General features: G+C 63.4%; 16 protein-coding genes. 5 read left to right on the top strand and 11 right to left on the bottom strand.

Features of this window, described 5'->3' with window-relative positions; all coding sequences use genetic code 11:
• Nucleotides 1-118: 118 nt before the first annotated feature.
• Entirely contained in the window at nt 119-1096 is a 978-nt protein-coding gene (locus ACXJ7R_RS04750; RefSeq protein ID WP_457150806.1) for an alpha/beta fold hydrolase, read from the bottom strand.
• A gap of 478 nt (nt 1097-1574) precedes the next feature.
• On the opposite strand from ACXJ7R_RS04750, the gene ACXJ7R_RS04745 reads away from it, so the two are divergent.
• Nucleotides 1575-2042 (top strand): Hsp20 family protein, encoded by a 468-nt coding sequence (locus tag ACXJ7R_RS04745; RefSeq protein WP_023759726.1) that lies wholly within the window; start codon nt 1575-1577, stop codon nt 2040-2042.
• Nucleotides 2043-2109: 67 nt separating this feature from the next.
• On the opposite strand, the gene ACXJ7R_RS04740 is transcribed toward ACXJ7R_RS04745, so the two are convergent.
• Both ACXJ7R_RS04740 and ACXJ7R_RS04735 read right to left on the bottom strand, forming a co-directional pair.
• Nucleotides 2110-3006 carry an MBL fold metallo-hydrolase gene (locus ACXJ7R_RS04740; protein WP_457150805.1) on the bottom strand — a complete coding sequence of 299 codons (897 nt, stop codon included), beginning with the start codon at nt 3004-3006 and terminating at the stop codon, nt 2110-2112.
• A 9-nt stretch (nt 3007-3015) separates the two neighbouring features.
• Nucleotides 3016-4065 carry a threonine aldolase family protein gene (locus tag ACXJ7R_RS04735; protein ID WP_095084577.1) on the bottom strand — a complete coding sequence of 350 codons (1050 nt, stop codon included), beginning with the start codon at nt 4063-4065 and terminating at the stop codon, nt 3016-3018.
• A 468-nt stretch (nt 4066-4533) separates the two neighbouring features.
• Between ACXJ7R_RS04735 and gltB the strand changes: the two genes are divergently transcribed.
• A complete protein-coding gene (gltB, locus tag ACXJ7R_RS04730) occupies nt 4534-9270 on the top strand; it encodes a glutamate synthase large subunit (protein WP_457150804.1) in 4737 nt (1578 codons plus the stop codon).
• Nucleotides 9271-9411: 141 nt separating this feature from the next.
• Nucleotides 9412-10866 (top strand): glutamate synthase subunit beta, encoded by a 1455-nt coding sequence (locus tag ACXJ7R_RS04725; protein WP_457150803.1) that lies wholly within the window; start codon nt 9412-9414, stop codon nt 10864-10866.
• A gap of 95 nt (nt 10867-10961) precedes the next feature.
• Here ACXJ7R_RS04725 and ACXJ7R_RS04720 read toward each other — a convergent pair whose 3' ends face one another.
• Complete coding sequence (locus tag ACXJ7R_RS04720; protein WP_457150802.1) at nt 10962-12197, bottom strand: SGNH/GDSL hydrolase family protein; 1236 nt, start codon at nt 12195-12197, stop codon at nt 10962-10964.
• 125 nt (nt 12198-12322) lie between these two features.
• Entirely contained in the window at nt 12323-13543 is a 1221-nt protein-coding gene (locus ACXJ7R_RS04715; RefSeq protein ID WP_457150801.1) for a lytic murein transglycosylase, read from the bottom strand.
• A 209-nt stretch (nt 13544-13752) separates the two neighbouring features.
• On the opposite strand from ACXJ7R_RS04715, the gene galU reads away from it, so the two are divergent.
• On the top strand, nt 13753-14658 hold the full coding sequence (gene galU, locus ACXJ7R_RS04710) for a UTP--glucose-1-phosphate uridylyltransferase GalU (protein ID WP_457150800.1): 906 nt from the start codon (nt 13753-13755) through the stop codon (nt 14656-14658).
• Nucleotides 14659-14815: 157 nt separating this feature from the next.
• On the opposite strand, the gene ACXJ7R_RS04705 is transcribed toward galU, so the two are convergent.
• Nucleotides 14816-16606 (bottom strand): outer membrane beta-barrel protein, encoded by a 1791-nt coding sequence (locus tag ACXJ7R_RS04705; protein ID WP_457150799.1) that lies wholly within the window; start codon nt 16604-16606, stop codon nt 14816-14818.
• Between the two features lie 229 nt (nt 16607-16835).
• Between ACXJ7R_RS04705 and ACXJ7R_RS04700 the strand changes: the two genes are divergently transcribed.
• Nucleotides 16836-17837: a KpsF/GutQ family sugar-phosphate isomerase gene (locus ACXJ7R_RS04700; protein ID WP_457150798.1), complete on the top strand. Its 1002-nt coding sequence runs from the start codon at nt 16836-16838 to the stop codon at nt 17835-17837.
• Between the two features lie 4 nt (nt 17838-17841).
• Here ACXJ7R_RS04700 and ACXJ7R_RS04695 read toward each other — a convergent pair whose 3' ends face one another.
• The 5 genes from ACXJ7R_RS04695 to ACXJ7R_RS04675 form a co-directional block, all read right to left on the bottom strand.
• Nucleotides 17842-18306: an NfeD family protein gene (locus ACXJ7R_RS04695; protein ID WP_457150797.1), complete on the bottom strand. Its 465-nt coding sequence runs from the start codon at nt 18304-18306 to the stop codon at nt 17842-17844.
• 13 nt (nt 18307-18319) lie between these two features.
• On the bottom strand, nt 18320-19270 hold the full coding sequence (locus tag ACXJ7R_RS04690; protein ID WP_095084570.1) for an SPFH domain-containing protein: 951 nt from the start codon (nt 19268-19270) through the stop codon (nt 18320-18322).
• 118 nt (nt 19271-19388) lie between these two features.
• Nucleotides 19389-20603 (bottom strand): NAD(P)/FAD-dependent oxidoreductase, encoded by a 1215-nt coding sequence (locus ACXJ7R_RS04685; protein WP_457150796.1) that lies wholly within the window; start codon nt 20601-20603, stop codon nt 19389-19391.
• 52 nt (nt 20604-20655) lie between these two features.
• On the bottom strand, nt 20656-21720 hold the full coding sequence (hemH, locus tag ACXJ7R_RS04680; RefSeq protein WP_457150795.1) for a ferrochelatase: 1065 nt from the start codon (nt 21718-21720) through the stop codon (nt 20656-20658).
• A 138-nt stretch (nt 21721-21858) separates the two neighbouring features.
• The coding region (locus ACXJ7R_RS04675; protein ID WP_457150794.1) for a 5'-nucleotidase C-terminal domain-containing protein at nt 21859-23547 on the bottom strand (1689 nt) is incomplete at its 5' end.

Raw genomic sequence — 23547 nt, 5'->3', positions numbered from 1 at the left:
GATGATGGAGAATTCGGCGCGCTGGGAACAGGCCTTTTCGCTCGATGGCGGCACGAGCTGGGAGACCAACTGGGTCATGGAGTTCGCCCGCCAGGCGTGAGCCGGGGATCGGCGTCTGTCAGGCCGTAGGATCGTCGCTGCCGGGAATGAAGGCATCGAAGGCGGCGAGGAGTTGCTCGCGGTACATGTCGGCCTCCTGCAGGATTTCGTGGCGGGAGCCGTCGATCATCAGCAGTGAACCGAGCCGCAGACGCCTGGCATAGGCTTCCACCGCCTTGGTCGAGACGACCTGGTCGGCGCCGGCGGCGATTATCAGCATGGGGACCTGAATGCGAGCCATGAAGTCGGGGTCGCTGACAGCCTCGGATGCTTTGGCGGCGGCCTGCAGCCAGCGGATGGTCGGGCCGCCGAGCGCCAGCTGCGGGTACTCTTGGTAGATCCGCGTGTTGCGCCGGTAGCGCACCGGGTCGGACGTCAGCTTGTTGGTCTCGAAAGGGGCCGGCATCTTCGGCCGTGGACCCCAGGCGGCATAGAGCCTGCCAAGGCCGAGCGCGCAGAAGAACGAACAGACGCGCCGAACCGTCGATATCGAGACCGGCAGGTCGGGCACGGTCAGGAATGGTGCGATCAGCACCATGCGCCGCACGCGGTTCACCATCGACGGCGTGGCAAGCAGCGTGATCACCGCACCGGCTGAATGGGCGAGGATGTAGTAGGGGCCGCGGCAGTCGGGCAGCACGATCTCCTCGAAGAACTGCTCAAGGTCGGCGGTGTAGTCGCGGAAGCTGCGGACATAGCCGCGCTGGCGATCGCGGATCAGACGGGAAGAATCACCCTGGCCGCGCCAGTCGAGGGTGGCGACGCCAAAGCCACGGTCGGCAAGATTGCGGATCGTTTCGAAATATTTCTCGATGCACTCGTTGCGGCCGGTGAGCACGACCACGGTGCCCTTCAACGGGCGAGTGACCGCGCCGAACAGGCCGTATCGGATCTTCTTGCGGTCGCGGGTGGTGAAGAAGCCGCCGCTGGCGTTTTCCGGTCGTGGATTGCCCTCGATTTCGTAAAAAGGGGGGATGTCTTGGACAAGATCCGTCATTCGGCGCTTCGTACTCGTGCCCGCCCGTGCTGGCTGGCTCCGCTAAGGTGATAGACGCCCATGCGCCAAAAGCAAAGGAATTCCCGGTGACGCGAGACCCACAAAGGGGAAGGCCGGAAGCCGCTTGAAAGCGTGCTTCCGGCCTCTGTCGATCCGGGAGGAAGGGACGTTACACCCCGGTCGGCCTCGTTGCGGCGTCTCAAGAACGGTTCATCGTCCGGCGCGCCGCCAATCCTTGATCTTGGGCCTACTCTAGCGCCGGCTGTCTGAACGCGCGCCGAAGCTTTGGTTCATCTGCCGTTCATCAACGAACAGCCGCACGGTTTTTGCCGGCAGGAGAAATCTTGAAATGCCTTCGAGCGCTCCCCAAATGTCGGATGCGGTCGCCAATATCGGGGCCGCTGGTCCAGCCGAAACGCCGCTCAAGGGTTTCGCACCGGCCATACGCAAACCATGTTGCTCAACAGGAGAACACCTCATGCGTCACGTTGACTTTTCCCCGCTTTATCGCTCGACCGTCGGCTTCGACCGCCTCTTCACCATGCTCGATTCGCTTGCGCAGCCCGATGGCGCGCAGACTTATCCGCCCTACAACATCGAGCGCACCGGCGAGGATTCCTACCGGATCTCGATGGCTGTTGCCGGCTTCTCGGACGAGGAGATCTCGATCGAAGCCCATCGCAACGTGCTGACGGTAAAAGGTGAGCGCAAGGACGAGGGCACGGGCGAAGGTTCCGAACTGCTCTATCGCGGCATCGCCTCGAGGGCTTTCGAGCGCCGCTTCCAGCTTGCCGACCATGTTGAAGTCGTCGGCGCCGCGCTGAAGAACGGCCTGCTCTTCGTCGACCTCAAGCGCAACATTCCCGAGGAGTTGAAGCCGCGCAAGATCGCGATCACGTCGGCTCCGGCCAAGGCCAAGCAGATCGAGGCCAAGACCGCCAACTAAAGACCGCCAACTAAACCGATAGCCTCCCAAGGCAAAGGCGGCGCCGAAGGGCGCCGCCTTTTTATGTTTAGCTGGCAGTCCCCGAAGCCACCACGGCCTCAACGTTTTGTAGGTGAACGGCCTCGTATGGCGCGAAATAGCTGACCGCACCGGAGGCGAACACTTCGGCAGCGAAGGCTCTCAAATCTTGCCTCACCAGATCGGGCTCGTGTCGGCAGCGAAGCAGCTTTTCGACATAGGATCGGGTAGCGGCAATGAACTCGCGACCGTACCCACCGGATTGGATCATCTGCAACGAACCGTGATTGGGTAGGATGCGGTCAAAGGTCCAGCCGGCCATGCGTTCGAGATCGTCCAGATGTTTAGTCAGCCGTTCCGGTTCGCCGACATAAGTGATCGGATCTTCAAGTGTATCGCCGGCAAAGAGCAGACCGGCGCTGGGCATGACCAACACGGTACCGTCGTGACTGTGGATTTCGACCTGCCGAAGGTCGACCGCTATCGACCCGACCATGAGGTCGAGATTGCCGTCGAATGTCCGATTCGGAAGGATAAGGGGTCTGATCGGCGGGTTCTCATTTTCCAGTTTGGTCCGGTTCTCTGCGAGAGCAGAGGCTGTGAGGTTGTTGGCAATGATTTCGCAATCCCGGAACACCTCGTTGCCGGCGACATGATCATCATGCCAATGACTGAGGACCACCCGCATCGAGGTGACGCCCATACCCTCTAGCGTTTGCCGGATGATCCGGGCGTGCTGAAGCGAAATATGCGTGTCATAGACAAGCGCTTCCGAGCCATCGACAATTGCATAGGTGCAAATGCCAAGGGCATAGGAGCCGTCATCGAGCCAATTGGGCTGATCTGACCAGCCGCGAACGCCCTCTATCCGGCCGTCATAAAAGCCGAGCACGTTTGGAGCGGGGCGGATCAGCCGCATAGTCGAGCCGAGCGGTGACATGGTCATAGGAAAAGCTCAAGCGATCAGGTGGCCAAGGTGGTCGATCTCTTCGGTCGTGGTCGCGAAGCTGGCGACGAAACGGTAGATCACTTCATTGTCGCCGAGGTGGCTGTCGAAGCCCTGCGGCAAACCCCATTCGTAGAATTTTGCCCCGGCCGCCTGCAGCTTTTCGGCTTTGGCGCGGTCGAGGATCGCGAACACTTCATTGGCCTGCGGCAGCCAGGCCAGCCGGCCTGCCGGTGCATCCTCGATCGTCGCGGCCAGCCGCGCGGCCATGGCATTGGCGTGGTGCGCCATCCTCAGCCAAAGATCGTCGGTGAAATAGGCTTCGAACTGAGCCGAGATGAAGCGCGCCTTGGAAAAGGTCTGCCCGGCGCGCTGGCGAAGCAGGCGCAGGTCGCGTGCCACGTCGGGGTTCAGGACCACCACAGCATCGGCCATCCAGCAGCCGTTCTTGGTGCCTCCGAAGGAGATGATATCGACGCCGCTCTTCCAGGTCATTTCTGCGGGACTGATGTCCGTCGCCGCAATCGCGTTGGCGAACCGCGCTCCGTCCATGTGCAGAGGCAGGCCGTGACGGCGGCTGACTTCGGCGATCGCCTTGACATCGTCGACGGTGTAGACGGTGCCGACCTCGGTCGCCTGGGTGATCGTGACCGCCATCGGCTGGCCGGCGGGGGCGAGGTCTTGCGAGTAGCGCGTGATGGCCCGGTCGAGGGCCTGCGGATTGATGCGCCCCAGTGGCCCCGGAACCGGCGACATGCGCGCTCCACCGGTGTAGAAGCCCGCGGCGCCGAATTCATCGACATTCATGTGCGCTTCGGAATGGCAGAAGGCGACGCCGCCGATGCGATTGCACGCCGCCATGGACAGCGCGTTGGCCGCCGTGCCGGTCGCGACGAAGAACACCGCGACATCCCGTTCGAAAATCTCGCTGAAGCGCCGGTAGACGGCGCGGTCGAGCTCGCCGTCGCCATAAGCCGTGGCGATGCCCGCGGCATGCCGGGATAAATTGGCAGAGATGTCGGGATGGACGCCCGCCCAGTTGTCGGATGCAAAAAACATCAGGAATCCTGCTTCGATTGAAAACGGCGCGACCTTGGCTGCTTTGGGGTTTCACGCGCAAGGGCCACGTGTCGGAAAAGCGGTAAAGCCAGCCGGATCCGAAAAGCGGCTGTGATCGAAGCTTACGTTTTTCCTCAACTTCACGTAATTTTATGTCGCTGGCGGCTCAAGTTTTTTGTGAATCGGTCTTGTGTGCGTCCAGGATTTCTGTCATAAAAATTTAGGACAGTAGTGCTGTCTTATTTTGTCGCACAAAACGAGCTGGATTGGCGTATCATTTGGGCCTCTCCGGCTGTTGCTGCGGGCGACAGGTTGGACAGCCAGACGCTGGCCTGTACGAATACGAACCATGCGGAAAGCCGCCTGGCTCGGCAAGGATTTCGCAAGACGTGCCGCAAGGATCAGGGTGAGCCAGGCGCTTGCCGGGGCAGACCAGCGCCCGAAGGGCTGGGAATGGAGGACCGAGAGATGACGGACATGACGCACTCTGCGACGAACGGCCAGGCCGCGCAGACGAAAGCGGCTACCGTCAAAACCGCGTCCCGAACCAACATAAGCCGAACCGACAACGGCTTTTCCGCCCAGGGCCTATACGATCCGCGCAACGAGCATGATGCCTGCGGCGTCGGCTTCATCGTCAACATGAAGGGCGTGAAGTCGCATCAGATCGTCGAGGACGGCCTTGCCGTGCTAGAAAACCTGACGCATCGCGGCGCTGTCGGCGCCGATCCGTTGGTCGGCGATGGCGCCGGCGTGCTGGTGCAGCTTCCCGACCGTTTCTTCCGCGAGGAGATGGCAGCCCAGGGCATCGAACTGCCGCCGGTAGGTCAGTACGGCGTCGGACACTGGTTCATGCCGCAGGACGCGGCACTTCGCGCCCATATCGAGGACATCATCGCCGAATCGGCGCAGTCCGAGGGGCTTCCGCTCATCGGTTTCCGCGACGTGCCCGTAGACAATTCGTCGCTGTCGAAGGCGCCGGACATCGTCGCGTCTGAGCCGTTCCATCGGCAGGTCTTCATCGGCCGCACATCAGACATCCCCGATGACGAGGAGTACGAGGCCAGACTCTATCTGCTGCGCAAGGTCATATCGGGCCGCATCTACGCCGAGAACGACAACAAGGACATTGGCTCCTACTGTGTGTCGCTGTCGGCGCGCACCATCGTCTACAAGGGCATGTTCCTGGCCTATCAGGTCGGTGCCTATTACAAGGACCTGACCGATCCGCGCTTCGAAACCGCGCTGATTCTTGTCCACCAGCGCTTCTCGACCAACACGTTCCCGTCGTGGAAGCTGGCGCACCCCTACCGCATGGTCGCCCACAATGGCGAGATCAATACGGTACGCGGCAACAACAACTGGATGGCGGCGCGACAGGCGTCGGTCGATTCCGAACTGTTCGGCAACAACATCTCGAAGCTGTGGCCGATTTCCTATGARGGCCAGTCCGACACCGCCTGYTTCGACAAYGCGCTCGAATTCCTGKTCCAGGGCGGGTACAGCCTCAGCCACGCCATGATGATGCTGATCCCGGAAGCCTGGGCCGGCAACAAGCTCATGGATGCCGATCGCAAGGCCTTCTACGAATACCATGCCGCGCTGATGGAGCCGTGGGACGGACCGGCGGCGGTGGTCTTCACCGATGGCCGCCAGATCGGCGCCACGCTCGACCGCAACGGATTGCGCCCGGCGCGTTACATCGTCACTGACGATGACCGCGTCATCATGGCTTCGGAAGCCGGCGTGCTGCCGGTGCCGGAAGAGAAGATCGTCAAGAAGTGGCGGCTGCAGCCCGGCCGCATGCTGCTGATCGACCTGGAGAAGGGGCGCATCGTCTCGGACGAGGAGCTCAAGTCGGAGATCGCGACCAAGCACCCCTACAAGACCTGGCTCGCCAACACGCAGCTGATCCTCGAAGACCTGAAGCCGGTCGAGCCGCGCGCGCTGCGCAAGGATGTCAGCCTGCTCGATCGCCAGCAGGCGTTCGGCTACTCCCAGGAAGACACCAAGCTGTTGATGTCGCCGATGGCGACGACAGGCCAGGAAGCCGTTGGTTCGATGGGCACCGATACGCCGATCTCGGCGATGTCGGACAAGTCGAAGCTGCTCTACACCTATTTCAAGCAGAATTTCGCTCAGGTCACCAACCCGCCGATCGACCCGATCCGCGAGGAACTGGTGATGAGCCTGGTGTCCTTCATCGGGCCGCGGCCGAACATCTTCGACCTGGTCGGCAATTCGCGCCGCAAGCGGCTCGAGGTGCGCCAGCCGATCCTGACCAATGGCGATCTGGAGAAGATCCGTTCCATCGGCCATACAGAGGACCGCTTCGACACCAAGACGATCGACATCACCTATGGCTCGAATGAAGGAGCCGCAGGCATGCAGGGCGCCATCGACCGCTTGTGCGAGAGGGCGGAAGCGGCGGTCGCCGGCGGCTACAACATCATCATCCTGTCCGACCGCCAGGTCGGGCCAGACCGCATCGCCATCCCGGCGCTGCTGGCGACGGCCGCGGTGCATCACCACCTGATCCGCAAGGGGCTGCGCACCTCTGTCGGCCTCGTCGTCGAATCCGGCGAGCCGCGCGAAGTGCATCATTTCTGCTGCCTTGCCGGCTATGGCGCCGAGGCGATCAACCCTTACCTTGCCTTCGACACGCTGCTCGACATGCACAAGCGCGGCGAACTGCCGAAGGAGGTCGACGCCTACGAAGTCGTCACGCGCTACATCAAGTCGATCGGCAAGGGCATCCTCAAGGTGATGTCCAAGATGGGCATCTCGACCTACCAGTCCTATTGCGGCGCGCAGATTTTCGACGCGATCGGGCTGAAGACCGATTTCGTGCAGCAGTATTTCACCGGTACCGCGACGCTGATCGAAGGCGTCGGGCTGGACGAGATCGCGACCGAGACGCTCAGCCGCCACAATGACGGCTTCGGCAACGATCCGGTGCTGCGCAACAGCCTGGAAGTCGGCGGCGAATACATGTTCCGCATGCGCGGCGAGGCGCATATGTGGTCGCCCGACGCGGTCGCTACCCTGCAGCACGCCGTGCGCCAGGGCTCGTGGGAGACGTTTAAGGACTATTCCGCGCAGATCGACAGCGAGACGGCCCGAGCCCAGACCATTCGTGGCCTGTTCAGGATCAAGCTGGCCGAAGAAACCGGCCGCAAGAAGGTCGCGCTCGACGACGTCATGTCGGCGGCCGACATCGTCAAGCGGTTCTCGACCGGGGCGATGTCCTTCGGCTCGATCTCGCGCGAAGCGCACACCACGCTGGCGCGCGCCATGAACGCCATTGGCGGCAAGTCCAACACTGGCGAGGGCGGCGAAGAGGCGGACCGCTATCTGCCGCTGCCCGGCGGCGGCAAGAATCCGGAACGCTCGGCGATCAAGCAGATCGCCTCGGGCCGTTTCGGTGTGACGGCCGAATATCTCGTCAATTCCGACATGATGCAGATCAAGGTGGCGCAAGGTGCCAAGCCGGGCGAGGGCGGCCAGCTGCCCGGCCACAAGGTCGACGCGACCATCGCCAAGGTCCGGCACTCGACGCCGGGCGTCGGCCTGATCTCGCCGCCGCCGCATCACGACATCTATTCGATCGAGGATCTGGCGCAGCTGATTTACGATCTGAAGAACGTCAACCCGGCGGCCGACGTGTCGGTCAAGCTGGTCTCGGAAGTCGGCGTCGGCACGGTTGCAGCAGGCGTTGCCAAGGCGCGGGCCGACCACATCACCATCTCGGGTTATGATGGCGGCACTGGTGCCTCGCCGCTGACGTCGCTGAAGCATGCCGGCAGCCCGTGGGAAATGGGCCTTGCCGAGACGCACCAGACGCTGGTGCTGAACGGCTTGCGTTCGCGCGTGGCGCTGCAGGTCGATGGTGGCTTGCGCACCGGCCGCGACGTCATCGTCGGCGCGCTGCTCGGTGCCGACGAGTTCGGCTTCTCGACCGCGCCGCTGATCGCAGCCGGCTGCATCATGATGCGCAAGTGCCATCTCAACACCTGTCCGGTCGGCGTGGCGACGCAGGACCCGGTGCTGCGCAAGCGCTTCAAGGGCACGCCCGAGCATGTCATCAACTTCTTCTTCTACGTGGCGGAAGAGGTGAGGGCGCTGCTCGCCGAGATGGGTTACACCCATATCGACCAGATTATCGGCGACACCGACCTTTTGGAGAAGCGCGACCTGATCGTGCACTGGAAGGCGCGCGGGCTCGATTTCTCGAAGATGTTTTTCAAGCCGGACGCGCCGCATGAAGCGGTGCACTGGACCGAGCGGCAGAAGCACCCGATCGACGATGTGCTCGATCGCAAGCTGATTGAACTGGCGAAGCCCGCGCTTGAAAGCAAGCAGCCGGTCAAGATCGAGGTCGACATCCGCAATGTCGACCGTTCGACCGGCGCCATGCTGTCGGGCGAAGTGGCCAAGCGCTTCAAGCACAAGGGCCTCCGCGAGGATACGATCTCGGTGAAGCTGACCGGCACTGCCGGACAGTCCTTCGGCGCCTTCCTGGCGCGCGGCATCTCGTTCGATCTCGTCGGCGCCGGCAACGACTATGTCGGCAAGGGCCTGTCGGGCGGCCGTATCGTCATCCGGCCACCGGAAGAGGCCAAGATCGTCGCGGCGGAGTCCATCATCGTCGGCAACACGGTGCTCTATGGCGCGACCGAGGGCGAGGCCTATTTCGCCGGCGTCGCCGGCGAGCGTTTTGCCGTGCGCAATTCGGGCGTGGCCGCCGTCGTCGAAGGCGTTGGCGACCATGGCTGCGAGTACATGACCGGCGGCATAGTCGTCGTCATCGGCAAGACCGGCCGCAACTTCGCCGCCGGCATGTCGGGCGGCGTCGCCTATGTGCTGGACGAGGCAGGCGATTTCGCCGAGCGTTGCAACATGGCGATGGTCGAGCTGGAACCGGTTCCGGAAGAAGACGACCTGATGGAAAGGCTGCTGCACCATGGCGGCGACCTCGACCACAAGGGTCGCGTCGACGTCTCCGGCGACATGACCAGCCATGACGAGGAGCGGCTCTACCAGCTGATCTCGAACCATGTGCACTTCACCGGTTCGGTGCGCGGTCGCGAAATCCTCGACGACTGGACGACCTTCCGGCCGAAATTCCGCAAGATCATGCCGGTCGAATACCGCCGCGCACTGATCGAGATGGAACGCATGCGCATGGGCGTGGCGGCGGAATAGACTTTGCAGTTGCCGGGAGGCCCAGGTTTCCCGGCCCACCTTCATCGAAAGTTTGACCTCGAAGGCAAGGTTGCCATGGCTGCCTCAAGAGGTTAACGGGTGCGGCGAAAACCGCACCATCTGGACAGCAGGAACTGGACTATGGGCAAGGTAACAGGCTTTCTCGAAATCGACCGGCAGGTGCACAAGTACCAGCCGGCCTCCGACCGCATCCGGCATTTCCGCGAATTCACGCTGCCGATGTCGGACAAGGAGGTCGAGAAACAGGCCGCGCGCTGTATGGATTGCGGCATTCCGTTCTGCCACGGACCGACAGGCTGCCCGATCCACAACCAGATCCCGGACTGGAACGACCTCGTCTACAATGGCGATTGGGACAACGCGATCCGCAACCTGCATTCGACCAACAACTTCCCGGAGTTCACCGGTCGCATCTGCCCCGCGCCCTGCGAGGAAGCCTGCACGCTGAACCTCGAGGACATTCCCGTCGCCATCAAGACGGTCGAGCAGGCGATCGCCGACAAGGCCTATGAGACCGGTCATATCAGGCCCTATCCGCCGGAGAAGAAGACGGGAAAGCGCGTCGCCGTCATCGGCTCCGGCCCGGCCGGCATGGCGGCTGCCCAGCAGCTTGGCCGCGCCGGCCACGACGTTCATGTCTATGAGCGCGAAAGCCGGCCGGGCGGGCTGATGCGCTACGGCATTCCCGACTTCAAAATCGAGAAGCACTATATCGACCGGCGCATCGAGCAGATGCAGGGCGAGGGCGTGACCTTCCATTGCGGCGTCAATGTCGGTGTCGACAAGCCGGTTGCCGAGCTGCTCGCCGAACATGACGCCGTGCTCTATTGCGGCGGTTCCGAAACGCCGCGCGCGGCCGGCATCCCGGGAGACGATCTCGGCGGCGTGCATGATGCGATGCCCTATCTGGTGCAGCAGAACAGGCGGGTCGGCGGCGAGCCGATCCAGTCCGTGGCCTGGCCGTCGCATCCGATCATCGCCGGCGGCCAACATGTCGTCGTCGTCGGCGGCGGCGATACCGCGTCCGACTGCGTCGGCACCGCCTTCCGCCAGGGCGCCGTGCGCGTTACCCAGCTCGACATCCGCCCGCAGCCGCCTGAGAAGGAAGACAAGCTGTCGGTATGGCCCTACTGGGCGACCAAGATGCGCACCTCGTCCTCGCAGGCCGAAGGGGCGGAGCGCGAATTCCAGGTGGCGACGCTCGAGTTCATCGGCGAGGAGGGTCAACTGACCGGCGTCAAGTGCTGCGAGGTCGACGAGAAGCGCAAGCCGATCGCCGGCACCGAATTCGTCATCCGAGCAGATCTCGCCTTCATCGCCATTGGCTTTGCCGGCCCGACCATCGCCGGCCTGGTGTCGGAATTGGACGGCCAGATGAAGATCGTCACCGACAGCCGCCGTTCCAGGAACGTCGAAGCCAATGATCGCGACTATAGGACCAGCGTCGACAGGCTCTATGCGGCGGGCGACGTGCGTCGCGGCCAGTCGCTGGTCGTCTGGGCGATCCGCGAGGGTCGCCAGGCGGCGCGCTCGATCGACGAGGCCTTGATGGGGTCCACCGTACTGCCCAGCTGAGCCCGTTGGAAATTCTACTCCCGCAGCCATCTGGAGGCGTTTTCTGCGCTTCCGGTGCTCGCGGGAGCGAATTTCGAAACGGGCTCAGGGAGCTTCTAAGGATTTATCGCCGTCGTCGTGCCGGGTGCGGCCACCGCCGCCGCAGGCTGCGGCCGGGGTGGCCAGGAGAAATCGTCGGCGCGGCCGGGCGAGGCTTCCGGGGCCTTGCCTTCGACCACCAGTTTTTCACCGGGCAGATCCGGATTGGGCGTTGGCTGCGGCGCCGCGCCCAGAAGTTCGGAGCCGCCGTCGAGTGCCGGATCGCTGAGCAGCATCGGCGCGGTGCGGTCGATGACGATGGGCGCGGCGGCCGGCCCAGGCGCCTCGACGGGCGCGCCCGCCGGTGCGGTCGCCGGGGTTACGCTTCCGGGGGCGGCGAGGCCGAGGATCTTCATCAGCGGCTTTTCGGTATAGAAGGCGAGCTTGCGCTTGCCGGCCTTCGAGACGTTGATGCCGTCGTCGGCACGCAGCCGCACGGGCTGGCCGTTCATGTCGGGGCCGCTGGTGACGAAGGTGCCGTTCTCGTCGACAAAGCCGTCCCAGACGTCGACGAATTCGCCGCCATGGCTTTCGGTGGCCTGATGGTAGATGTCGTTGAAGGCCAACATGTCGGAGGTCATCTTCGGCACCCGGAAGGCCGGCATGCCAACCCACAGGAAAGGCACCTTGGCGTCGGCGATGGCCTTGCCGAGCGCATCGGTGCGGCGCTCGTATTCCTTGGTCCAGTTCTCGGACCGGGGCTGCTCTCGCACATCCCCCACCTTCATCTGCTGACGGTCGTTGGAACCCAGCATGACGACGACGGCGGCCGGTTTTTCGGTCTCGATCAGCGCCTTGATCTGTTCGGGCCAGTTGTAGAAATCATCGCGTACGAAGCCGGACGAGCCATTGCTGCGAGCCACGATCCTGATGCCGGTGTTCTCGGCAAAGGCGGTGTCGAGGCCTTCGGCAAGCCCGGACGCCATGAAATCGCCGACCACCAGGACGGTACGGGCATCCGGGACTTTCTCGGCGATCGGCATTTGCGGCTCGGCCGGCGCACGCGGGACGCGGGGTTTGCGCGGCTTTGGCTTCGCCTTCTGGATGTTCAGCGGCGGCTCGATCCGCTCGCTGCGGCGTGGGAACAAAAGGTCGCGCAACGAGTCGCGCAACGACCAGCCGCGGTATTGCTGCTCCTGCGCCATGGCCGGCGCGTGGAAGGCGCCAGCCAAGCCGACGGCGATAACGACGACGGCCAGAATCAGCACCGGCATGCGACGAACAAGCCCTGCGATGCGCGCAGCCGAAGCCAATCGTTTCCTCCATCCCGTGGCGCACTGCCTTGAAAAGTCGCGTCGACTTTCGAAGGTCATGCACCCTACAGATTGCTACAGTGTCCTTTGCGCGTCCGAAAGGCCGCGTGGCACTGCAGGTGGCCCTATTTCTGCCTGAGCCACTTCAGCACTTCCATGCTCGGATAGCCGTCCTGGGCCAATCCGGCCTTGGCCTGGAAGGCCATGATGGCGGTTTTCGAGCCGTCGCCGATCTTGCCATCGAATTTGCCGTCGTAGAGGCCGTGCTGGGAAAGCCGCTTCTGCAGCTCCTGCCTTTCCTCGAAAGTGAGCTTGGTGAAAGGCCGCTTCCAGTCCTGCACGAGACCGCTGGAGCCGGCGATTTCGTCGGCGAGAAGACCGACGGCGAGCGCATATTTGTCGGCATTGTTGTAGGCCTTGATGACCGAGAAATTCTTGACCATCAGGAAGGCTGGCCCGCCGCGGCCGTCCGGCACTTTCAGCGTCGCCTTGTCGGAGCCGTTCTTGAACGGCTTGCCGTTGGCCCTGGCAACGCCGAGAGCCTGCCATTGCGACAGCGTCTTAGAACCGCCAGGAAGCTTGCCGGCCGGCAAGGTGACCTCATAGCCCCAGGTCTTGCCGGCCTGCCAGCCATTCTTCTTCAACAGGTTGGCCGCTGTCGCCAGCGCATCGGGGATCGAATTCCAGATGTCGCGCTTGCCGTTGCCGTCCATGTCGACGGCATAGTGCAGATAGCTGGTCGGGATGAACTGGGTGTGGCCCATGGCGCCGGCCCAGGATCCGCTCAGATGGCTTTCGTCGATATCGCCGGTCTGCAGGATCTTCAGCGCGGCGATCAACTGGGTGCGGGCGAATTTTGCCCGCTTCGGATCGGCATAGGCCAGGGTCGCCAGCGAGCGCACGACGTTGCGCATGATGTCGTCGCGCTTGAGGATTTCGCCATAGTTCGATTCCATCGACCAGATGGCGAGCAGGATGTAGCGGTCGACGCCGAACCTGGCCTCGATCCTGTCCAGCCATGGCTTCCACTTCTTGGCCATTTGCTGGCCGACGGCGACAGACTGGTCATGGACGCGGTTGTCGAAATAGTCCCAGGCAGGTGCGGTGAATTCAGGCTGCGTACGCGCCTTTTCCAGCACTACCGGGTCGATATCCCTGATGTCCCTGAAGGCCTGGTCGTAGAGGGCACCGGAAACGCCGCTCTGCACGGCTGTGGCGCGGAAGCCGGCGACCCACTGCCGGAAACCGGCATCGGCGAAAGCCGGGCCGGGCATCAGCAGGGCGAGCGAGAGGCTGACTGCCGCGATGACGCTGGTAAAACGCTTTGCGGCACTGCGAACGGACATCTTTTCCCCTTTCTCTGTCTCAGGAAAGACCATTCATCGCCGAACCAGGTTAGGAATTAGTTTACCATAGGTGCTGCCGGGAACGAAAAGACGCCTCAAAGCTTTACCGGGGCATGTTCCCCTCAGTTGCTCGGTAGTCCTCAATTCCGGCATGAAAATGTCTTGAAACGGGGATTGCGGAGCAGGCCATCAAATGGATAATTGACAGCATGAAGAGAGTTCGCAAGGCAGTCTTCCCGGTCGCCGGTCTCGGCACACGGTTTCTCCCGGCCACCAAGGCCATCCCCAAGGAAATGCTGACGGTCGTCGACCGGCCAGTGATCCAATATGTGGTGGATGAGGCGCGCGAGGCCGGTATCGAGCATTTCATCTTCGTCACCGGCCGCAACAAGGCCGTCATCGAGGACCATTTCGACGTCCAGTTCGAGCTCTATGACACGCTGGCCCAGCGCGGCAAGGACGACCAGCTCGCCCGCCTGCAGCGCCTGCAGCCTGCGCCAGGGCAGACCAGCTTCACCCGCCAGCAGGTGCCGCTCGGCCTTGGCCATGCCGTCTGGTGCGCGCGCGAGCTGGTCGGCGACGAACCGTTCGCCCTTTTGTTGCCCGACATGATAATGCAGTCGGAACAGAGCTGCATGAAGGACATGGTCGAGCTCTACCAGGAAACCGGCAACAACATCATCGCGGTGCAGGAATGCGACCCGGCCGAAGCCCACAAATACGGCATCGTCGGCCGTGGCGAGGACACGCATCACGGCTTCCGCATCACCGAGATGGTGGAAAAGCCGAAGACCGGCACCGCACCGTCCAATCTCTACATCAACGGCCGCTACATCCTGCAGCCCGAGATATTCAAGATCCTGGAAGGCCAGGAAAAGGGCGCCGGCAACGAGATCCAACTCACCGACGCGATGCTGAAGCTGGAAAAGCAGCAGCCCTTCTATGGCTACCACTATCAGGGCCGTACCTTTGATTGCGGATCGCCGGAAGGCTTCGTCGAGGCCAATGTCGCCTTCGCGCTGTGGCGCAGCGACATGAACGAGAACATGGCCGGCGTCATCCGCACGCTTCTCGACGAGCTGAAACCATCAGAGCGTCGCGGCGCCGCTTTCTAAGGCTATGTCGATATTCAGGTGAGGCCGGCCTGCGAGCGACGGTTTCCTGCGCTTCCGGTGCTGACGTACCCAACGTACGCTCCGCTCCGGTTCTCGGAATCCATCGCTCTCGACTCGGCCTGATCTGAATCTCGACATACGCTTCCTGGCGCAGTGCTCAGCGCTGCACCTTCACGCCGAGGAAGATGCTGTTGGCGGTGTAGTCGCGGCCCGGCAGGTTGCTGGTCAGCTTTTCGGTCCTCACCCGGGTGGTGAGGCCGGCATAGCGGTTCAGCCACCATGTCAGGCCGGCCTCGGCGCTCAGGGTCCTGTCATGGCCGTCGACGCCGACATAATCGCGCCAATCAAGGCCCAGAGCCGCATTTCCGGTGAGGTTGGCGCGGATCTGCCGCTCGCCCGTCAAGCGGCCTGAATAAAGGATATCGCCGCTTTGCCCGGCGATGGTCGTGGGCTCGACGGTGGTCAGGCCGGTCAGGCCGATCGTGGTGCCGCGTTCCGGAGACCATTTGAGGTCGGCGTTGACGGTCGCCCCTGAAATCACTTCGAGCCGATCGTCGTCGATCGCCTCCCGCAGCCAGCCGGCCGAGAATTCGCCCGACAGCTTCTCGCCCATGTCGAGCTCAAGGCCGGCGCGGCCCCCGAGGCGCGTCGAGGAGCGCTCGAAGCCATCGGTGTCGATGCGTTGATCATAGGTCCGGTGACCGGCCTCGATTTCGGTGAAGGGGGTGAGTGCCGGAGAAATCTCGTAGCCGGTGCGCAGGGTTGCCGTATAGAGCGTGGAGTCGCGGTCCTTCTGCGACAACGAGGTGCCGTCCGAAAGCTCGGCGTCGCCATAGAAATCGTGCGTCACCGCGCCGGTCAACGCATAGCGCATCTTGCCAACGTCCTTCTCGATGCCGAGGCTGCCGTCCACGGTCTGCCGCAGCGGCTGCGTGTTGACGCCAGCAATGGCGTCCGGCGAGGAGGCCGATTCCGGCACGGCCTCGTAACCGAGCTTGGCGATGGCGCGCAGCTCATTGTCGAGGTCGACGTTGAGCTGGCCTTCTATGCGGCCCTGCTCATCATGAACCGAATAGCCCGACACGGTCTCGCGGAAAAGGCCGTAGCCGTCGATCGTCGCCGAGTTCTCGCGCCAGTCGGAGGCGGCGGAAAAGCGCAGCGCCGTCTCGGACAGCAGCGCCGACGTGCCGGCACTGCTCGCATCGCCGTTCGAGGTGGCGGTCAGGCCCTGTTCGATCGTCGGCCGAATGACGAAAGAGCCCCATTTGACGCCGGTGGCGGCAAACGGATCGTCCTCGGCCTTCTTGTCCTGGCCTTCGATGGAGGCGGTGCGTTCGGCGCCGCGGTCAAGCTCTTGCCTGTCGACGCTGTCGATGGTGACGGCGCGGCGGTTGGCCGCCTCCTGATCCGTTTCGGTGGTGTCGTCGTCCGTCGTAGAGGTGATGGCGCCCGTGGTCGTGGCGTCCGTGGCCGCGGTCGTCGACTTTTTCTTCCTCGACTTGCCGGTCGCCTTGTCCTTGGCCGGATCCGCCGCACTTTGTCTGGCAGTCGATGGCCGGCGGTGAGGTTTTGGCGGTGCCGCGGCATCGGCGGAGGCATCGTCGGTCGCCGAAGGCGGATCGAACACGCTGCCGGTCGCAGTCGCGGCGCCGGCGTCCGTGTCATCAGGCACCGCGCCGGCGCTGGCCGGCAGGTAGGTTCGTGCCGGCGCATTGTCCTGCGCCGCGTTGACCGGAGCCTGCTGGCCTTGGGCTGCCAGAGCCAGCTGTCTCGCCTTGCGCTGCTGGTCGGACAGGATTGCCGTTTCGGAAACCTCGCCGCGCAGCTCCGTTTCCTGGGCATGGAGCGCCGTCGGGCGCAGCAAGGCAAGCATGCTGGTCGCCAGCAGCAAGGCGCAGGCAGCCTTGCCCTTTCGTCCTCCTGATTTTTCTGGCTGGCCCCCGGACATCGTCACCACTGCTTGCGCGGCGCACGCGCGCCATACTTACCGAACCGTAAATGGGGATGGTTAACGGAGGGTTGAGGCTGGAGGTCGTCAGCGGCCTCAAGTACCGATTTCCAAAGGGTTTCATGCGGCGTGCGTTAGGCCTTTTGATTGCCTGCTTGTCGTTGTCCCTAGCCATCGTGGGGCCATTTCTGTTGGACAGGCGGGCGGCAACGCGCTAATCGCATCAGCCATGCATGCGGGATCCCTGAATAAGAAGCCTTTGGACAGTCAAGCCTCGATCGCTTCGGCACTGAGAACGGTGGCAACGGAGCAGGCTGGTGTCGCGGCCCTTGCCGAGGCACTCGAGAACGGACTGGCTGAGCCTTTCGCCCAGGCCGTCGAGATGATCTCGAAGATCGAGGGTCGGCTGATCGTCACCGGCGTGGGCAAAAGCGGCCATATTGGTTCGAAGATCGCGGCGACGCTGGCCTCGACCGGCACACCGGCCTTTTTCGTCCATCCCGCCGAAGCCAATCACGGCGATCTCGGTATGATTGCCAGGGACGATGCCATCATCGCCATGTCGTGGTCGGGTGAGAGCAGGGAACTGATGGGCATTGTCGCCTATTCCAGACGCTTCTCCATTCCGCTTATCGCCATCACCGCCGGAGAGACATCGGCGCTCGCGCGGGCCGCGGACGTGGTGCTGCTGCTGCCCCGCGCGCCTGAGGCCTGTCCACACGGCCTGGCGCCGACGACGTCGACGCTGCTGCAACTGGTGATGGGCGATGCGCTGGCGATCGCCCTGCTCGAAGCACGCGGCTTCACGCCGGACCATTTCCGTACTTTCCATCCTGGTGGCCAGCTCGGCGCCAACCTGACGCAGATCCGCCAGATCATGCATGTTGGCGACAGGCTGCCGCTGGTGGTCACGGGCACCGGCATGCAGGACGCGATCCTGGAACTGTCGCGCAAGGGATTTGGCTGCGTGGCGATCACCGACTCCGACGGCGCGCTGGCCGGCATCATCACCGACGGTGACATAAGGCGTCACATCGGCAGCAATCTGCTGGCGATGACGGTGGATGAGGTGATGACAAAAGGACCGAAAACGGCGTCGCCGGATACGCTCGTGGCAACGGCGCTGCAGACGATCAACAGTTCAGCCATCACCAGTCTGATGGTGGTGGAAGGCAGACGGCCGGTGGGCCTCATCCACCTGCACGATCTCCTGCGCATCGGCGCAGCCTAGGCGTTCAGACCCGCTCCACGGTCAGTTCCAGATCCGTGTCGGCCGCAGCCGTCACCCGCACCTGCGTGCCTGCCGGCAGGTCCGGGCCGGAGACACGCCACAGCGTATCGCCCAGCTTGATGCGGCCACGCCCGTCCCGGATCGGTTCGGCTAGCGTTGCCATCTTGCCGACCATCTGCGCGCCGCGCCGGTTGAGCAGCGGCTGGTCGGTCGGATCATCGTGACCACCGACCAGCTTCTTGCCGACATAGGCCGAGACCAGCGACAGCGCCAGGAAGGCGAGGACCTGGACTTGCCAGGTCCAGAAACCGGCATCCCAGATCAACAGCGACACCGCGCCGATGATCAGGGCGGCGATGCCGATCCACAGCATGAAGATGCCTGGCGCGATGATTTCCATCACCAGCAGGACGAAGCCCAGAACCATCCAGTTCCACGGGCCGAGTTCGGAAATGATGCGGTCCAACATGGGAGTATGCCCCTCAGTTCTCGCTTGGGCGAACCACCGGCGGGCGTGCGGCCTGCCTTTGCGCGCCGGCCGTGCCATCGCTGCGGAAGACTTCCTTGGCGATCTCGCCGATACCGCCAAGCGTGCCGATCAGCGACGAGGCTTCCATCGGCATCAGCACGATCTTGCTGTTGGTGGCTGTGCCGATCCTGCCAAGTGCTTCGGTGTATTTCAGCGCCACAAAGTAGTTCAGCGCCTGCACATCGCCCTTCGAGATCGCTTCCGACACCACTTGCGTGGCGCGCGCTTCGGCTTCGGCAGAACGCTCGCGCGCCTCGGCGTCGCGGAAGGCGGCTTCCTTGCGGCCCTCGGCCTCGAGGATCTGCGACTGCTTGAGGCCTTCGGCGGCGAGGATCTGCGCGCGCTTGTTGCGCTCGGCCGTCATCTGGCGGCCCATCGATTCGATGAGGTTGGCCGGCGGGTTGATGTCCTTGATCTCGACGCGGGTGATCTTGATGCCCCACGGATGCGCGGCTTCGTCGACGACGCGCAGCAGGCGCTCGTTGATGGCGTCGCGGTTCGACAGCAGCTCGTCGAGGTCCATCGAGCCCATGACGGTACGGATGTTGGTCATTGTCAGGTTGAGGATGGCGTTCTGCAGTCCGGCAACCTGGTAGGCGGCCTGCGCCGCATTGAGGATTTGGTAGAAGGCGATGCCGTCGACCCCGACGATGGCGTTGTCGCGGGTGATGATTTCCTGGCTCGGAACGTCGAGCACCTGCTCCATCATGTTCATCTTGGCGCCGATGCGGTCGACGAAAGGCGTGATGAGATTGAGGCCTGGACTCAGTGTCTTGGTGTAACGGCCAAAACGTTCGACCGTATAGTTATAGCCTTGCGGAATTGTCTTGATGCCTTTGAACAGCACCAGCACGACAAGCGCGACCAGAACAATGACCGCAATATCGAAACCACTGAAATCCATTTGGCTCTCCCTCAGAGGCAGGCCGCGAAAGCCATTCTCGCGCAGCCGGCTTCACCAAAGACTTAAGTGTGTTTCAGGAACGTTACAATCAGGTGATGATGGATTGTTTGTGGGTCTGCTATCGACGGTTGAAGGCAAACAACCCTGCATCCGTGTCGCTCCGCCCGTTGATCGAGGCCGAGACAATCTCGGAAGCGATCTGCGAGAAGGTGATGCCGTTGCCGCCGTAACCCATCACGGCATGGATGCGCGGGTGCCTGGGAATGGCGCCGATATAGGGCAGGCCGGTGGTCGTGGTGCCGAACGAACCGGTCCAGGCGAATTCCGGCCTGACGTCGAGATGCGGGAACAGGCGGCCAAGTTTTTCGGCGATGCTTGCACTCTTGTCGGCGATCAACTCGTCGCGCCGCGTCTCGTCGACAAAGTCCTCGTCCTCGCCGCCGCAGACGACCCTGCCATCTGATGTCGCGCGCATGTAAAGGTACGGGTCCGACGCCTCCCAGATGAACGCTGAGCGCGGCCAGATCTTTCGCGGTTGCGGGCGTGTCGCGATCGCCCATGTCGAGATGATCCGGTGGGCCGCCGCCGGCACGATGTCGACGAGTTCGTAGCCGGTGGCCAGAACAACATGCCGTGCCGTGATGGTGGGCCCATCCCTGGTTGCCACGACCACCTCGTCGGCACTGTCCTCGATCGCCGTCGCTTCGACGGGAGCATAGAAGCGTGCCTTGCGCTGCGAGGCCTTCAGCAGCAGCCCGGCTGTCAGCTTGCGCGGATCAAGCGCGATGTTGCCGTGGCTGAGGATGGCGGCTTCGCGGTCGATGCCGAATTTCTCCGCCAGCGGTGCCGCCGTGAGATAGGTCGCGGCGATGCCTGCCTGTCTTCGAGCGTCGGCTTCGTCACGGAGTTCCGACGGGCCGAGCAGCGTGCCCGCCAGATAGAGCGACGGGTTGCGGCTCGGGCTGCAGTTGATGTCGAGTTCGGCAATGCGGGCAGCGAGGTTGGAAACGGCGAGCCGCGAGCGCCGCCAGGCCTGCTCCGCCGAGGTCTTGCCGATCATCTTCGAGAGTATCGAAAGCGGCTGGTCGATTTCGAACTGCACGAGAGCAGTGGTTGCGGACGTCGAGCCTTTCAGCGGGCCGCGCCGGTCGATGCAGATCACCGCATGGCCGTGCGCCGTCAGCGCCTCGGCCGTCATGGCGCCGCTGATGCCCATGCCGACGATCAGCACGTCAGCCTTGGCGTCACGGGTCAGCGCGGCCGTCGGGACAGCAGGCGCCCGGTAGGCGGACCAGACGGGCCGGCCGCTTCTGAGGTCAAGTTTGCGAGGCATCAAAGTCTCCGGAGGTGCTGCACAACGCCCCGGAGCTTGTGTTGTTCCGGTGTCAGACCCAGCCGGACAGTTCGCGCCGTACCATCGCCTCGATCACCGCCATCCCCTCGGCGCTGTCGTTGAGGCATGGGATGTGGGCGAAGTTCTTGCCGCCCGCGTGATGGAAGGTCTCGGCCGCCTCGCGGCCGATCTCGTCCAGCGTCTCGATGCAGTCGACCGAAAAGCCCGGATTGACGATGGCGATCGACTTCACCCCGTCCCTGGCCAGTTTCTCCACGGTCTTGTCGGTGTAGGGCTGCAGCCATTCCTGCGCGCCGAAGCGCGACTGGAAGGTGATGATCAGTTTGTTGTCATCCCAGCCGAGCCGTTCGCGCAACAGCCGCGTCGTTTTCTGGCAGTGGCAATGATAAGGGTCGCCTTTCTCGAAATAGGGTTTCGGGATGCCGTGAAAGGAGGCAATGACAACCTCCGGTTCGAAATCCAGCGTGGCCAGATGCCGCTCGATCGAACGCGCCAGCGCTTCGATGTAGACCGGTTCATCGTAGTAAGGCGGCACGCTGCGGATGGCCGGTGCGCGGCGCATCTTCATCAGGGCACGAAACAGCTGGTCGTTGGCGGTGGCGGTGGTGGTCGCCGAGTACTGCGGATAGAGCGGGAATGAAAGAATGCGGTCGCAACCCTTTTCGACCAGCCCCTGGGCGATGCTCGCGGTCGAAGGGTTGCCGTAGCGCATCGCCCAGTCGACCACGACCTCGGGCAGGTCGCGCAACGCCTCGGCCAGCTTCTCGCCCTGGGCGCGGGTGTAGGTGCGCAAGGGCGACTCGTTCCTCTCCCGGTTCCAGATCCGGGCGTAGTTGGCGCCCGACGCCTTCGGCCGCCTGGTGAGCACCAGCCCATAGAGGATCGGATACCAGATCGCCTTGTTGAGCTCGATGACGCGTGGATCGGACAGGAATTCACGCAGATAGCGCCACATCGGCTTGAAATCGGTGCCATCCGGCGTGCCGAGATTGACCAGCATGACCCCGACCTTGCCAGCCTTGACCGACGGATGCCCGGCGGGCAACGGGCCGCCGGCCTTCGCGGCTTTGGGATCGGCAGGGTTGGATAGGGTCATACCTAGTCTCCGGATACGGCGCGAAACTAGCGATGCCACGCCAGTTTTCAATGCAGCGTCTGGCCGCACCTTAGCAGGCAACGAAAAAACCCGCCCGGCTTCCCGGGCGGGCGCGTCGTTGAAAGAGGCGCAGCGACGTTACTTTGGCGGGATGGTCAGGGTTGCGCCAAGCGCAAGCCGATGAGGCCTTTGGCCCTTGTTTGCCTCATAGATCAGCTTCCATTTGGTCGCGTCGCCATAGGCCTTCTTTGCCAGATCCCAATAGGTGTCGCCGGCAACGATGACATGGCTGCTTTCGGTCGGCGCGGCCTCTGCCGGCTTTGCCGGTTCGGCGGGGGCGGGCGCCGGTGCCGCTTCCGCAGGCTTGGCCGGTTCCGCGGCCGGTGCGGCCTCAGCGGGCTTTGCTGCTTCGGCAGGCTTGGCCGGCTCGGCCGCCGGCGCCGCCGCGACGGTCGCGGCGATCTCCGTGATGCGGCCATCGAGCTTTGGCGTGTAGGGCCGGTGCGCGCCGAGATAGTCGGCAACCACCTGTTCGAGGCCCGGACCGTAGTCATAGGCGTTCTTGGCCTTGTCGGCGAAGATCTTGTAGCCGTCGCCACCCTGGCGGACATAGTTGTTGGTGGCGACGAGGTAGTCCTTGTCGGGATTGATCGGCGTCCAGGCGCCGCCTTCCATGACTTCCACCGATTTGACGCGACCGGCATTGGGCGCAACCGACTTGTCGAAGGAATATTTCAGGCCGGCGACCTGCGGGAAGCGGCCGGCGCCGTCCTCGATCTGGCTGAGGCCGTTCTCGAGGCCGGCCACCAGGTCCTTGCCGGAAATCTGGAAGGTTGCCAGCGTGTTCTGGAACGGCAGCACGGTCAGCACCTCGCCCATGGTGACGGTGCCTTTGTCGATCGAGGCACGCAGGCCGCCGCCATTGGAGATGACGATCTCGACGCCCTGTCCCTTGACGCGGTCGAGGATGGCGTCGGAGACGAGGTTGCCCATCGCGCACTCACGGGTGCGGCAGTTCTCGCGGCTGCCGTCGATGACGTCGGTGGTCTCGGCCACTTCCTTGTTCTTCAACGCCTCGATCGGCGCGCCAAGCTCCTTGATGCGGGCGAGCACAGCCGGGTCGGGAGTGATCGACTTGTCGAGAAAGATCGGGTCGCCGCTGGCCGATTTGACGACGCCGTTGTCGTCGAACACCACCTTGAATTCGCCGAGATATTTGGAATAGGACGCCGCCTGCACGACCGGCACCTTGTAGCCGTCGGGATTGTCGACCATCGTCGGGTAGGGTCCCTCCGCCTTCGGGTCGGTGTTCGACAGCAGCGAGTGGCTGTGGCCGCCGACGACCACGTCGATGCCCGGGATCTTGGCGATGACGTCGCGCTCGCGCTTGTAGCCGATATGGGTCACGGCGATGATCTTGTTGACGCCTTCGCCCTTCAGCTTCTCGACCTCGGCGGTGATCGACTTGACGTCGTCCTCGATGGTGATGTTGGGGCCGGGGGAAGCGAGTTCCGGGGTGTCATTGGTCACCGCGCCGATGATGCCGATCTTCTGGCCACCGACCTCGACGACAACAGACGGCTTGACGCGGTCGCCGAGCTTGGATTGCGCGTTGGCCTTCACATTGGCGCCGAGCACCGGGAACTTGATCATGTCGAGGAACGGCGCCAACGCCGTCTCGCCATCGTCGAATTCATGGTTGCCGAGCGCCATGGCGTCGAACTTCATCTCGTTGAGGAATTCGCCTTCGACCTTGCCTTTGTAGGTCGTGTAGAACAGCGATCCCTGGAAATTGTCGCCGGCGCTGAGCAGCAGCACGTTCTGGCC

It is taken from the genome of Mesorhizobium sp. P5_C1, from assembly GCF_054049815.1.
Note: the sequence above shows the minus strand (reverse complement) of the source record. Positions and strands in the feature narration are given on the sequence as shown.